General features: G+C 71.5%; 10 protein-coding genes and 1 tRNA gene. 4 read left to right on the top strand and 7 right to left on the bottom strand.

Going from position 1 to position 12,579, the window contains the following annotated elements; genetic code table 11:
* Positions 1 to 99: 99 nt before the first annotated feature.
* Entirely contained in the window at positions 100 to 1,638 is a 1,539-nt protein-coding gene (cydD, locus tag ACO2Q0_RS04685; protein ID WP_423350314.1) for a thiol reductant ABC exporter subunit CydD, read from the top strand.
* The gene (locus ACO2Q0_RS04690) at positions 1,635 to 3,254 is read left to right on the top strand and encodes an ATP-binding cassette domain-containing protein (RefSeq protein WP_423350315.1); all 1,620 of its coding nucleotides are present in this window, start codon (positions 1,635 to 1,637) and stop codon (positions 3,252 to 3,254) included. The genes cydD and ACO2Q0_RS04690 overlap by 4 nt, the downstream gene beginning before the upstream one ends.
* A 67-nt stretch (positions 3,255 to 3,321) precedes the next feature.
* Here the strand turns inward: ACO2Q0_RS04690 and ACO2Q0_RS04695 are convergent, their stop codons facing one another.
* From ACO2Q0_RS04695 to ACO2Q0_RS04715, 5 genes are all read right to left on the bottom strand, one after another.
* The gene (locus ACO2Q0_RS04695; RefSeq protein ID WP_423350316.1) at positions 3,322 to 5,250 is read right to left on the bottom strand and encodes an alpha/beta hydrolase family protein; all 1,929 of its coding nucleotides are present in this window, start codon (positions 5,248 to 5,250) and stop codon (positions 3,322 to 3,324) included.
* A gap of 245 nt (positions 5,251 to 5,495) precedes the next feature.
* Entirely contained in the window at positions 5,496 to 8,132 is a 2,637-nt protein-coding gene (locus tag ACO2Q0_RS04700; protein WP_423350317.1) for a TonB-dependent receptor domain-containing protein, read from the bottom strand.
* 121 nt (positions 8,133 to 8,253) lie between these two features.
* On the bottom strand, positions 8,254 to 9,300 hold the full coding sequence (locus ACO2Q0_RS04705; protein WP_423350318.1) for a FecR family protein: 1,047 nt from the start codon (positions 9,298 to 9,300) through the stop codon (positions 8,254 to 8,256).
* On the bottom strand, positions 9,297 to 9,851 hold the full coding sequence (locus ACO2Q0_RS04710; protein ID WP_423350319.1) for an RNA polymerase sigma factor: 555 nt from the start codon (positions 9,849 to 9,851) through the stop codon (positions 9,297 to 9,299). The genes ACO2Q0_RS04705 and ACO2Q0_RS04710 overlap by 4 nt, the downstream gene beginning before the upstream one ends.
* Before the next feature lie 121 nt (positions 9,852 to 9,972).
* Positions 9,973 to 10,048: transfer RNA gene (locus tag ACO2Q0_RS04715), tRNA-Ile, on the bottom strand.
* 115 nt (positions 10,049 to 10,163) lie between these two features.
* Here ACO2Q0_RS04715 and ACO2Q0_RS04720 point away from each other — a divergent pair.
* Complete coding sequence (locus ACO2Q0_RS04720) at positions 10,164 to 10,907, top strand: SIMPL domain-containing protein (protein ID WP_423350320.1); 744 nt, start codon at positions 10,164 to 10,166, stop codon at positions 10,905 to 10,907.
* Here the strand turns inward: ACO2Q0_RS04720 and ACO2Q0_RS04725 are convergent.
* Positions 10,897 to 11,283 carry a hypothetical protein gene (locus tag ACO2Q0_RS04725; RefSeq protein ID WP_423350321.1) on the bottom strand — a complete coding sequence of 129 codons (387 nt, stop codon included), beginning with the start codon at positions 11,281 to 11,283 and terminating at the stop codon, positions 10,897 to 10,899. The genes ACO2Q0_RS04720 and ACO2Q0_RS04725 overlap by 11 nt on opposite strands.
* 67 nt (positions 11,284 to 11,350) lie before the next feature.
* Positions 11,351 to 11,707, bottom strand: a complete 357-nt coding sequence (gene panD / locus ACO2Q0_RS04730) for an aspartate 1-decarboxylase (RefSeq protein WP_423350322.1) — start codon at positions 11,705 to 11,707, stop codon at positions 11,351 to 11,353.
* A gap of 318 nt (positions 11,708 to 12,025) precedes the next feature.
* On the opposite strand from panD, the gene ACO2Q0_RS04735 reads away from it, so the two are divergent.
* On the top strand, positions 12,026 to 12,574 hold the full coding sequence (locus ACO2Q0_RS04735) for a YbhB/YbcL family Raf kinase inhibitor-like protein (protein WP_423350323.1): 549 nt from the start codon (positions 12,026 to 12,028) through the stop codon (positions 12,572 to 12,574).
* The last annotated feature ends 5 nt before the right edge of the window (positions 12,575 to 12,579 follow it).

Below are 12,579 nucleotides of genomic sequence, written 5' to 3' on the forward strand. Positions count from 1 at the left end.
GGTCTTAGCCCGATGAGCGGCCCTGGGGCGGGCGCCGCGCCCGCGGCGCTGAAATCCTGGGGCCGGACGGCAGATGCTCCCGTTTCCCTCCTCTCCGCTTTGACGCTGGTCAATTCGACCGCGGCCGCGGGCTTCGCCGTGGGTCTGGCGCTGCTCCTCACCGGTCGGACGTCGGGGGGGCTGACCCTCGTCGGCGGGAGCTTGGGACTGCGCGCCCTCTGCGCCTGGGCCGCCGGCCGGCTCGCAGCCCGACACGCCCGGCGGGTGACGGCCGCGCTCCGGCGCCGGGCGGTCGCCGCCGTCCTCCATCGCCATCGCGGGACGCCGGACGCGGTGGGCGAAGGCCTCGCCGCGGCGGTGGACGAGGTCGAGGCGCTCGACGGCTATTTCGCCCGCTTCGCGCCTGCCGCGCTCGACGCACGGCTCGCGCCGCTGGTGATTGCCGGGGCGGCGGCCCTGGCGAGCCCCGTCGCCGCGGCGATCCTGCTGGCGACCCTGATCCCGTTCGTCGTGGCGCTCGCCCTCGCCGGCGGCGCGGCGGCCTCGGCCTCACGGCGGCAGTTCGAGGCCCTGGCGCGGCTCTCCGGACACTTCGTGGACCGCGTCCGCGCCCTGCCGGTGATCCTGGCGTTCGAGGCGGAAGCCCGGGAGACCGAGCGTGTGGCGATCGCCGCCGAGGACGTGAGCCGCCGCACCCTGCAGGTGCTCAAGATCGCCTTCATCTCCACGGCCGCGCTGGAATTCTTCGCCGCCCTGGCGGTGGCGCTCGTAGCGGTCTACTGCGGATTCGCGCTCCTCGGATTGCTGCCCTTCCCGCCCCCTGAGACGCTCGACTTCCGTCGCGCCTTCATCGCCCTGGCGCTCGCGCCCGAATTCTACGCCCCGCTCAGGCGGCTCGCGGGCGCCTATCACGAGAAGCAGCTGGGCGAGGCCGCCGCCGCTCGCCTGCTGACGCTGCTGGAGCGCGAGCCGCCGCCGGCGGACCGGCCTGCGGCGCGCCCCTCGCCCACCGCGCCGCAGGTGCGGCTCCGCAACCTCTCGCTGCGACTCGGCGACGTCCACGTGGGGCCCATCGACGACATCCTGCCTGCGGGCCGGGTCACCGCCCTCGTGGGGCCGACGGGCTCGGGCAAGTCGTCGCTCCTTGCCGCCATCGTGGGGCTCGAGGCGCCCGAGACCGGAACCGTGCAGCTGGGCGACCTGTCGCCCGGCGAAAACCTGCGGCCGTCGGACGCCGCGGCCTGGGCCGGTCAGGCGCCCGCCTTCCTGCCCGGCACCGTCCTCGACAATCTGAGGGCGGCGAGTCCAGGCGTGAGCCGGAGAGAAATGCTGGACGTGCTCGAAAGCGTCGGGCTCGCCGGCGCCCTCAGGTCCCGTCCCGACGGGGTGGACACCCTGCTGGACGAGCGGGGATCGGGCCTCTCGGGAGGCGAGCGGCGACGGCTTGCCCTGGCCCGCGCCCTGCTCAAGCCTGCGCCGCTCCTGGTGCTCGACGAGCCCACCGCAGATCTGGACGAGGCGGCGGAGGCGGAGGTGATCGCCTTGATCCGCGCCGCGGCGGGCTCGCGAACGGTGCTCGTCGCCACCCACTCCGAGCGCCTCGCCGCCGCGGCCGATCATGTGCTGAGGCTGGCATGAGCGGCCCCTCGTCCATCCGCGCCCTGCTGCGCCAGCAGGCGGAGCGCCGACGTGGCGATCTGGCGATCGCGGCCGCGGGAGGCGCGGCCGCGGCGGCCGCCGCCGCCCTCATGCTCGGCCTGTCGGGGTGGTTCCTGGCGGGCGCCGCCCTCGCGGGCGCGGCCGGGCCGGCGGCGGTCCAGGCCTTCAACTATCTCCTGCCCAGCGCGGGCTTGCGCGCCTTCGCCATCCTCCGCACCGTCGGCCGATACGGAGAGCGCCTCTTCGCCCATCGAGCCGCGCTCCGCGCCCTCGCCGTCCTGCGCCCCGCCCTTTTCGCCGGCATCGCCGCCTCGCCGCCCGAGCGGGCGCTGGCGCTCTCCAGCGGGGAAGCCTCGGCACGATTGGTGCAGGACGTGGACGCGGTGGAGACGCTGTTCGTCCGCCGGCCTGCGGCCTGGACCGCGGCCGCCGCGACCCTCGCCGGGGCGGGCGCCATCGCGGTGGTTTCCCGCCCGGCGGCTGCGGTGTTCGTGCTGGGGGTGGCCCTGCAGATCCTGGCGATGCGGCGCTGGGGCCGCCGCCTCACCGCCGGCCCCGCGGCGGAGCACCTGGCCGCCGCGGGACAGCTGAAGGACGCGCTGGGCGCCTACGCACCGGCTTCGGCGGAGCTGCGCTGCTTCGGGATGACTGACCAGGCGCTTGAGGCGGTCATGACCCGCGACACGCGCCTGTCCGCCGCCGTCCTGCGCCGCCGGGATGCGGAAGGCCTTCTAGACCTCGCCGAGGCCCTTCTGACGACCATGACCCTCCTGGCCGTGGCCGCGCTCACCGCGTCCTCAGGGCTGCCGCTGGCCGCGCTTGCGGTCCTTTCCGCCTTCGCGGGGTTCGAGGGCGTCGGCAGCCTCGTGCGTGCGGCCCGGGAGCACAGCGCCGCTTCGGCCGCCATCACGCGCCTCGACGCCGTCGCCGGCGCTCCCGCCGGGGAACGCCCGCGTCCGACGCCGGCCGCGGGGGAGTTACAGATAGACGGTGCGGTCCTCCCGCCCGGGCGGCGGGTCGCCCTCTCCGGGCCGTCGGGAGCCGGGAAGACGACGCTCATGCAGGCGCTGCTCGGCCTGCGCCCTGCCCCGCCGGGCCGGCTGCGGGTCGACGGCCGGGCCCTCGAAGAGGAGCCTCCGGGCTGGACCCGGCGGTTCTTCGCCTATGCGCCGCAGGACGCTCGCCTCCTTACGGGCTCGGTCGCCGACAACTTGCGCCTCGGGGCGCCCGACGCGGACGAGGCGGCGCTCTGGCAGGCGCTCGCGGACGCCCAGCTCCAGGCCAGGGTCCAACGGCTCCCACAGGGGCTCGACACCTGGATCGGCGATGGCGGCGAGGTGCTTTCGGGCGGCGAGCGTCGGCGGCTGGCCCTCGCGCGCGCGCTCCTGCGGCCGGCGCCTTGGCTGCTGCTCGACGAGCCCACCGAGGGGCTCGACGCTTCCACGGAGGCGGCCGTTGTGGAGGCGCTCGAGGCGCGGCTGCGACGCACCGGCCAGGGTCTGGTCCTGATCAGCCATCGGCCCGCCCCGCTGCGCCTCGCCGAGGCGACCATCCACGTCGGCGCCCGGCCCGGCAGCGCCCCGCAGCCGACCTAGGCGGCAGCGCCGGCGCCCCCCTCGCGAAGGACCGCTGCGCCGCCAGGGAAACCGCCCCGCTATGGCTCTACTGGCGAGCGCCGCCTCTAAGGCGCTCGTCGACGGCGGCCGATGGCGTCCACCGGGGCGCGGTCATCCAGCGATCGAACCATGCCAGACGACGCCTCTCGGCGTCGTACTGCAGGCCTGGCTCGGTGATGCCGTGACCGGTTCTGGGATAAACCACCATCTCGGTCGGCACCTTCAGGTAGGACAAGCCCTGGAAGACCACCATGCAGCCCTGCTGGACCGCCGGCGCCAACACCCCGCACTGGAGCATGGTCGGCGTCGTTGATCTCGGCAGATAGGTCACAGAGGAGATGCTGCGCAGGTGGGCGATGCCTTCGGGCGTGAAGGGGTCCTCCTGCCCGGTATTGATCTCGGCGATGTGGTGACCATAGCTGCCGATGCGCCGGAAGGCGGTGTTCAGGTAGTCCTGTTCGCCGGTGTCCCCCAGCAAGGCCGCCTTGAACTTCGTTGTCTGGGTGGTGGCGTAGGCGCCGAGCGAGGCGCCATAGCTGAAGCCCATCCAGGCGGTCTCGTCGGGGCGCGCAAGTCCCATCTTCTCCACCAGCGCGACGCCCTCCAGAACGTCGGTCAAGGGACCGGCCATGTAGTCGCTGTAGTTGCGGATGCCGTGCGCGAAGGCGCGGCCGAACCCGCCGCGGCCGCGCGTGGCGGGCAGGAGAACCGCGTAGCCGGCTGCGAGACTCGGCTGGTTGAGATGCTGCGCATTGCCGTCGCCCATGAGCGCGGCGGTGACCGGCGAGGGACCACCCATGATCGAGGCGATCAGCGGAAACGGCCCGGGTCGATCCCGGGGCGTCAGCAGCACGCCATGGATCGTGAAGCGCCCATCCCGACTGGGCCAGGTCAACTCGCGCACCTGTGCGGAAGCCTCCAGTCTCACATTGAGGTCGGGATTGAGGTTGGTGAGACGGCGCGGCGCCCAGCGTGCGGCGGACGACGCCCAGAGATCCGGCATCTTTTCATAGTGCTGGCGGACGAAGACCACCTCGCCGCGGGCGCGCGCCACGGCTGGGCGTTGATCGCACGCAAGGCTGCGAGAACCGGCCGACCAGGTGCGCCTCGCCGTCACGTCGACAAACTGGATGCCGCAGCCCAGTCCCTCATAGCCCCACCCGGCCAGGGTCTTGCCGTCGATCCACTCGAAATCCTGGGGCGCGCCGCCATCCCAGGTCTCGCCGAACCGCGCGATGCGTCGGTCGGCGATCCGGTAAAGGCCGACCTGAGCGGGCTTGTAGACGTCCCCGTCGACCGCCGTCCGGAAGGCCAAGGTCTTCGCATCCGGGGAGAACCTCGGGTTGTCGCTGTAAGCCGGCCCGACGAAGTCGATCGCGCCGGTCTTCGGATCGAACAGGCCCACGCGTGTGAACAGCTGGCCATCGGTGGTCGCGGCCTCGCCCACACCGCGCCGCGCAAAGCCCGCCAACGCCACGAGCTCGGTCGCCGGCGAGCCGTTCACCTCCGAGAGGAGGAGTCCTGTCTGTGAGCGGGCAAGCACGGCGCCCGTGGCGCGATCGAGCACGAGCAGGCGGCTTTCGCCAGACGGTTGCAGAGGCGTGCGGTGGTTCCATTCCGGCGAGACGGAGACACCTTGCTGCAGCGCCGGAGCCGGCACGGTGCGGTTGACGATCACCGCAAGGCGCCGATCGCCAGCAGACCAGTCCACATCGGCGATGGACACGTAGCCGTCGCCCTCGCCCGTCACGGGCGGCGCGAGCGAGCTGGCCGCGCCGGTCGCGAGATCGACGAGACGCAGGCGCTTGCGATCGGCCGGATCGATGAACACGAGGCTTCGGCTGTCTGCCGAGAAGCGCAAGGAGCTGAGGCTCGCAGCGCCATCAGCCTCATGACGCGCGAGCACCCGGGTCGGAAGGTCGGGATGGACAAGATCCTGCAGCCGCAGTTCCAGCACCGTGCGGTTGGCTTCCACATCGGCGCGCGTGACGCCGTAGGCGAGCCAACGGCCGTCCGGCGAAACCGCGTGAGCCTGGCCGTAGGGAAGCTTCAGGGCTTCGAGCTCAGCCTTGAGGACGGCCTGGGCCGCCGCCGGGGCGGCTTCAGGCGATACGGCGGGCGGCCTGGGGCTGACCTCCGCCGACCGGGCGTCGACCGGCGCCAGCGCCAAACCGCCGACGAGGAGAGCAGACGTCGCTCCGAGAGCCATACGACGGGCGGTCACCATGACTTGCGCACCTCCAGCGTGACATAGCGGCCGCGGGGATCGGCGTTGGCGGCGTCGTAGTGGACGCCTGTGGTCATCGTCCCGGCGGTCGCCACATACGGCGGCTTGGCGTCGAAGGCGTTGATGACCGCCAGCGAGACGCTGAGGCCGTGCGCCGGCGATGTCGCCCGCGCCTCGGACCTGTAGGCGACCACCAGATCCGCCGTCGTCCACGCCTTCACCTCGCCGGCCGGGAGGGTGAAGCTATTGTGGTAGGGTCCTACGTGGTTGACCGCCGCGTTGACCCGCCAGGGGCCGCGCGACCAGCCGGCATGACCGCGCACGCGCAGGCGGTTGGGCTCGCCGAGATTGTTGAGCACGTCCTGCGGGTCCGAGCCCGCGGCCAGCCGCGAGGTGATCTTCAGGATGTAACTGGCGTCGATGCCCAGATCGTAACGGTCGGCCCCACGCTCGAACGCATAGCCGGCCGAGCCGTCGAGACCGTTCTGGCGGACGATGGCCGCGTTGATGGTGTTGGCCCGGTAGAGGTAGCGCACCCCGGCGCCCGTTGTGTTCGCCAGATTCAGGAACTGGCCGCCCGCGGCGACGTGGGCGCTGACGTAGGCCTGCGCCTCCGCATCGTTGGCGAAAGTCGAGATCAGGGAGCCGTAGATGCCGGGGCGGGCAAGCGCCGTGGTGTCGAAGGTGGGCGTGACGATGCGGTCGCGATAGTCGATGTCGTAATAGTTCAGCTGCAGGCGCGCGCCGGGCCAGCGCCGGCTGTTCCAGTCGACGCCAAAGCTCAAGGTCTCCGCCTCCTCCGGGCCGAGACCCGGCGCCTGGCCCTGCTGGATGAAGGCCGGCACGGTGCCGACGCCGCTCGGCGCCGTGAACGTCAGGCTGGCCAGCAGGATACCCTGCGTCTGGTTGAGCAGTTCGTCGGCGGCCGGCGCCCGGAAGGACGTGCCCCAGGCGCCGCGCAGCGCGAAGCCCTCGACCGGCTCCCAGCGCAGCCCGATCTTGGGGTTGGTCGTCCCTCCGAAGGCGGAGTAACGGTCGTAGCGGACGGCGGCCGACAGATCGAGCGCCTGTACAAGCGGCCTGGCGTTGGCCTCGCCGACGATCGGCGCCGCCATTTCCGCATAGACCGACCGGACGGTGCGGTCGACGGTGCGCAGGCGGTTCGCCGCCGTCGAATACGGCAGGACGCTGGCGAACTCCTCCTCGCGATAGCCGCCGCCGACGGCGAGCTTCACCGGCCCGCCCGGCAGGTCGAACAGGCGCCCGTCGATATTGAGATCGATAGACGAGACGTCCTGGGTGTTCTTCAGGCCGATATCGCCCAGGCGATAGCCGGCGCGCGGCGGCGACTGTACGAGCGCACGGCGCCATAGCACCTGGCTGCTGAGGGTTCCGGAGAGATCCGCCCGCCAGTCGCCGCGGGTGTAACGCAAGCCGCCGTGCAGGTTCGTCCCTTCGGTTCGGACCTTCCCGTATTCGACGGCGGTGGGGCCCGAGGTGCTCTTGCGCCAGAGCAGCGTCTGGCCGAGCAGCGCGTCCCCGTAGACGGTGAAGCCCGCTCCGAGATCCTGGTGTGCGCTGAGCACCGCGGTCAGCTTGTCGTAGGTGGGGAGGATGTCCGTGTGGCGCGGCACCGCGGCCGTGAAGGACCGCTCGGTGGCCGATAGACGCTTCTGGTGGTCGTACTGCACATTGGCGAGGACGCCGCCGCCGTTCCACGCCCGGCCGATCAGCTGGCTGAGCGTCTGCTGCCGGTAGCCGCCGTCGGTGACCGCGCCCACGCGGACAGCCGTCTCCGCGCCGTCGAAGTCCTTGCGCAGGATCAGGTTGACCACGCCGCCCACGGCGTCTGCGCCATAGACCGACGAGGCGCCGTCGGTGAGCACATCGATGCGCTGGATGGCGGCCAGCGGAATGGCGGAGACGTCGACGAAGGCGCCGAACGCCGACGGCGCCATCCGATGGCCGTCCAGCAGCACCAGGGTCGCCTTGTTCCCGAGGCCGCGCAGGTTCACCCCGCTCGCCGCCTCGTTATTGGCGTTGCGGTTCTGGCCGCCGCCCAGGATGCCGTCCTGACTGGCGCCGGCGCCGCCACCGCTGAAGTTCTGCGGCAGGCTGCGCAGGAACTCCTGGACCGTGCTGGAGCCCGTGTCGGCAATGGCGGCGGCGTCGAACAGGCTCACCGGGCTCGTCGGGTTCTTCAGGCCCCGGATGTTGCTGCCGGTGACCGTCAGTTCGCTCACATCGGTCGGCTCAGCGGCGGCGGGGGCCGCCGCGAGCCCCTGGGGGCCGGCGCGCTCCTCCCGGCGGACGACGATGCCGCCGCTGGCGGTGCGCTCGGCGACCAGCCCGCTGCCGGCGAGCAGCCGCGCCAGCGCCGCGTCGCCGCTCAGGCGGCCCTGGACGGCAGGAGCCCGCTTGCCGGCGGTCAGCGCCTCGGTGAAGGCCAGCTGCTGGTGCGTGGTCTTGCCGAAGGCGCGCAGGGTGTCGGAGAGCGTGCCGGCGCGGATGTCGAAGCTGTAGTCGCGGGCCTGGGCCTGTGCGGCCGGCGGGGCGGCAAGGCCTAGGCCAGCGCTCAAGGCCGCGGCAAGCGCGGCGCTGCGGAACAGCGTGCGACGCTGGATGGTCATGATCGTCGTCCCCCTCACGGGCGCCTTTGCGGCGGCCCCTGTACGAGAGCAGGACGAGGCGATGTCGCGAATCCTCAGAAAAATCGTCACGCCGGCGTCACCGCGCGCCCTCGGGTTCGGATCAGCGATGGGACAGTCGGATCGTGCCATCGGCGTCCTGGGCGGCGGTGACCGGCAGGGCGCGCTGCACCACATCCAGGAAGGTGGAAAGATCTCCCGCGTTGAAGACGCCCGACAGGGTCAGATCAGCTGCGGAGGACTCCACCACCACCTTCGCCGGCGCGTAGCGGCCGACGCGGGCGGCGACCGCGGCGAGCGGCTCGTCGTCGAAGACGAGTTGTCCGGTCTCCCAGGCGACGGCCTTGTCGGCGTCGACCACCGCCAGCCGGATCGGGGGCGAGACCGGGTCGACGGACGCGGGCGCCGGCGCCGCGGCGACGGTCAGCTGCTGGCCGGGAACGAGTCTCGCCAGCAGCGGTGCGCCCGGTCTGGTCGGCGCCACCGCCAGGGGCAGCATCCCCCTTGCGTCGTCACGCAGGACGCTGACCCGCCCCTCGATCAGGGTGACCGTCACCGCGCGGCCCAGAAGATCGACGTTGAAGCTGGTGCCGGTGGCCACGACGACGGCGCCGGCTGCGCGGACGGTGAAGGGCCGGGCCGTATCGTGCGCGACATCGAAACGGGCCTGGCCGCGGATCAAGGCGAGGCGTCGCGCGCGCGGCGCCAGGCGCACCCGCACCTCCGTGCCGGCGTCCAGGGCGAGCTTCGAGCCGTCTTTCAGCGTCACCGTCCGCCGCTCGCCGAGCGCGGTGCGATAGACCTGCGGCGCCGTGCTCCACCAGGCGCCGACGCCGACGACGGCGACCAGCAGGCTCGCCACCAGCAGGGCCAAAGCCCGGCGGCGGCGCGCACCGGGTCGACCACGGGCGGCCTGCGCTTGGCGCGCGCGATCGAGCGCCGCGGCGCGCAACGCCATCACCTCCGGCTGGACCGCCTGCTCTCCCCACCACGCATGCGGTCGGCAGACCTGGTCCCAGGCTTCGGCATGCGCCGGCGTGGCGCGCCAGGCCTCGAAGGCCGGGGTCGTATCGACCTCCAGTTCCGTCAGCCGCACGCGCCATGCCGACGCCTCGGCCAGGGCGCGCAGGCCTTCAGCGTCGCGGGTCATGAGCCGCCTCCGTAGCGGCGCGCCAGGAAAAGGGTCGCCTTTATCACATGCTTTTCCACCGAGCTGGCGGACAGGCCGTAGAGCTCGGCGATCTCCCGATGCTTCAGGTTCTCGAGCCGGTGCAGGATGAAGATGTCCCGGGTCTTGGCGCCCAGGCGATCCAGCGCCTTCAAGGCGCCGGCGAGGGACTCGCGGCCGAGCAGCACGCGTTCGGGGGAGCGGGCCTCGACCGCGTCCGCCACCACCTCGCCGACGAGATCGAGGTCGATGGTGTCCAGAGGCCGTTCGTAATGGCGAGAGGCGCGCCGGCTGCGGTCGCGCAGCAGATTGGCGGCGACGGTGAAGACGAAGCCTTCGGCATGTTCGATGTCGCCGAGGCCGTTCCGCCCTGCGAGGAGCCTGAGGAACACCTGCTGGGTCAGGTCCTCAGCCTCGGCATGGTCCCGCATACGGCGCAGGAAATAGCTCATCAACGGGCGGCGGAAGCGCGCGTCCAGACGCGCAGCCAAGCCAGGGTCCTCCTCCGACGTGATCCGGGTACGAGGGCCCATGACCGCTCCAAGCCGACGTGCTGAGCTTATCTCAAGGCGTCACGCTATTGAGCAGGACGACCGACCGTCGAAAAACCGCAACGAAAAGTGGAACGTGTCGGGCATGCGTCAAAGGCGGCGCTGGTGGGCCCGGCAGGACTCGAACCTGCAACCAGACCGTTATGAGCGGCCGGCTCTAACCATTGAGCTACAGGCCCCAGCAGCGGTCCGGCCGGTTACCACGGGCTGCACGCACCTTAAAGCTTGCGTTCAGCTTGAGCTTGGGAGTTTCAGGGCCAAGGTCCGCTCCCCCGGGACCTGAAGGAGACCTCGATGAAGACCCTGATGCGCGCGTCCGCCGTCGCCCTCGCCCTGGCCTGCTCGGCCGCGGCCCCCGCCGCCCTGGCCCAGGCTGCGCCGCCGGCGGCCGACACCATGTTCCGCGCCACCACGCTGAACCTCGCCGCCTATGGCGAGACGAAGATCGCGCCGGACATGGCGACCATCACCCTGGGCGTCATGACGGAAGGCAAGACCGCCGCCGAGGCCATGCAGGCGAACGCTGTGCGGATGAACGCGGTCGTCGCGAGCCTCCGCAAGGCCGGCGTGCCGGACAAGGACATCCAGACCTCCAACCTCAACCTCAACCCGCAGTACCGCTACGTCGAGAACCAGCCGCCCCAGCTCGTCGGCTATCAGGCGTCGAACAACGTCACCGTCACCGTCAACGATCTGAAGCGCCTCGGCCCGGTGGTCGACGCCACGGTCAACGCGGGCGCCAACCAGATGCAAGGTGTGAGCTTCGGCCTGAAGGATCCGACCGCGGCCGAGAACGCCGCCCGCGAACAGGCGGTGACGGCGCTGGCCGCCAAGGCCGACCTCTACGCCCGCGCCACCGGCCATCGGGTCCTGCGCCTCGTCAGCCTGACGGAAGGGGGCGGCTATTCGGCTCCGCCGCCGATCATGCCGCCCGCGGCCATGATGGTGAAGCGCGAGATGGACGCCGGGACGTCGGTCTCGGCCGGCGAACTGAAGGTCAGGGTCGACGTCAGCGGCCTCTACGAACTCACTCGCTAGAGACGCCGGCGCGCCGGAAGGCGCCCTCCAGGCGGTCGGCCATCATCCGGCCGGGGAAGCTGCGGTCGCCCTCCATGACGGCGGCGTAGATCTGTGGCTTCCCCGCCACCGGGCCCGCGGCCCAGCCGACGCCTCGCGACCGGTCCGCCAGGGTCGGGCAGCTCAGGTATCTGGGCCGCCCGTCCTTGGCCACGGCGTCCAGCAACTCGCCCACCGACATCTCGCCGGGACCTTCGCAGTCCGGGTACGTCTTCGCGCAGGCGGTGGCCGTGTTGTAGCGATAGAGCGTCCGCCCGCCCTTCTCGGCGATCAGCACGCAGGTGTTGGGGTCGCCAATCGCCCGGGAAATGGCGGCGTCAAGCGCGGCCTTGTCCACGCCGGGCGGCGCGTCGGGCGAGCAGGCGGAAAGCAGGCCGCCGGCGAACGCGGCGGCCAGGAGGGCCTCAAGCGGCCTTCTTGATCTCGTTGCCATCATCCAGGAGTACGACCGTGGGCGCATAGTTCCGGGCCTCTTCGGCCGGCAGCATCCCATAGGTCACCACGATGACCTTGTCGCCCTTCTGCACGAGGCGCGCGGCCGCGCCGTTCACCCCGATCACCTTGGACCCGCGCGGCGCCTCGATGGCGTAGGTGGTGAAGCGCGCGCCGTTGGTGATGTTCAGCACATCCACCTGCTCGTGCGGCAGGATGCCCGAGGCGTCCAGCAGGTCGCGATCGATGGCGATGGAGCCTTCGTAGTCCAGGTCGGCCTGCGTGACCGTCGCCCGGTGCAGCTTGGACTTCATCAGGGTGAGCAGCATGGCGGAGATCGTCCTCGTCAAACGCTGTGAGCCGCGGGAGGCGACACGCACAAAGCCCCAAAGCCAATCTGGGCCCCGCTCGGAAGGCGACGCGCATATACGCACGAAGGCGAGCGCGTTCAATGCCGCATTGCAGCGACGATGCCGCAGCGGCAGGGGCCCTTGCCCCGTAAGGCGTTGCCGCCGCCGGTCCCTTCAGGAAGACGCTGAGATCGCGTGCGCTGCAACACGGACGGGCGCCGCACGCCCCGCAACCATCGAGCCTCGCTCTCGGTTCTAGTCTGGATCCCTTCAGGACATCGACGCAGGAGACCAGCGATGAGCGAGCCCGAACGGCATTCCGGCGAGTCCATCACCATCATGCGGGTGGACCCGATCTACGACACCGGCGTCCTGGTGACCTGCCCCGTGCAGGAGGCGGACGGCCGCCTGCCCGACCGCCACTCCGCCTATCACGACAACATCTCCCCGCCGCTGAACTGGTCTAGCGTGCCCGACGTGAAGGCCTGGGCGATCGTGGTCGAGGATCCCGACGCGCCGCGCGAGGAGCCGTTCGTCCACTGGATGCTCTGGAACATCCGCGGCGAGGTTCAGGCGATCCCGGAAGGCCTGGGCAACGACCCGAAGCTGATCTCGCCGCAGGGCGCGATCCAGGGAAAGAACGACATGGGCGGCTACGGCTGGTTCGGTCCGCGCCCCCCGGCGGGCCACGGCGTCCATCGCTACTACTTCCAGGTTTTCGCCCTGAACGACTGGATCGAGATGGGGCCCGACACCCCGCTGAACGAACTGCTGAACGCACTCAAGGCCCGCACCCTGGCCAAGGGCGAGATGATGGCCACCTACGAGGCGCCGACCGAGCAATAGCGCGC

The sequence above is a fragment of the Phenylobacterium sp. VNQ135 genome (assembly GCF_049445735.1).
In the GTDB taxonomy this organism is placed as follows: Bacteria; Pseudomonadota; Alphaproteobacteria; order Caulobacterales; family Caulobacteraceae; genus Phenylobacterium.

Excerpts from the sequence above, each read along its gene's own strand:
- ACO2Q0_RS04690 (WP_423350315.1), top strand. The coding sequence starts at position 1,635 with ATGAGCGGCCCCTCGTCCATCCGCGCCCTGCTGCGCCAGCAGGCGGAG.
- ACO2Q0_RS04700 (WP_423350317.1), bottom strand. The coding sequence starts at position 8,132 with ATGACCATCCAGCGTCGCACGCTGTTCCGCAGCGCCGCGCTTGCCGCG.
- ACO2Q0_RS04705 (WP_423350318.1), bottom strand. The coding sequence starts at position 9,300 with ATGACCCGCGACGCTGAAGGCCTGCGCGCCCTGGCCGAGGCGTCGGCA.
- ACO2Q0_RS04710 (WP_423350319.1), bottom strand. The coding sequence starts at position 9,851 with ATGGGCCCTCGTACCCGGATCACGTCGGAGGAGGACCCTGGCTTGGCT.
- ACO2Q0_RS04720 (WP_423350320.1), top strand. The coding sequence starts at position 10,164 with ATGAAGACCCTGATGCGCGCGTCCGCCGTCGCCCTCGCCCTGGCCTGC.
- panD (WP_423350322.1), bottom strand. The coding sequence starts at position 11,707 with ATGCTGCTCACCCTGATGAAGTCCAAGCTGCACCGGGCGACGGTCACG.
- ACO2Q0_RS04735 (WP_423350323.1), top strand. The coding sequence starts at position 12,026 with ATGAGCGAGCCCGAACGGCATTCCGGCGAGTCCATCACCATCATGCGG.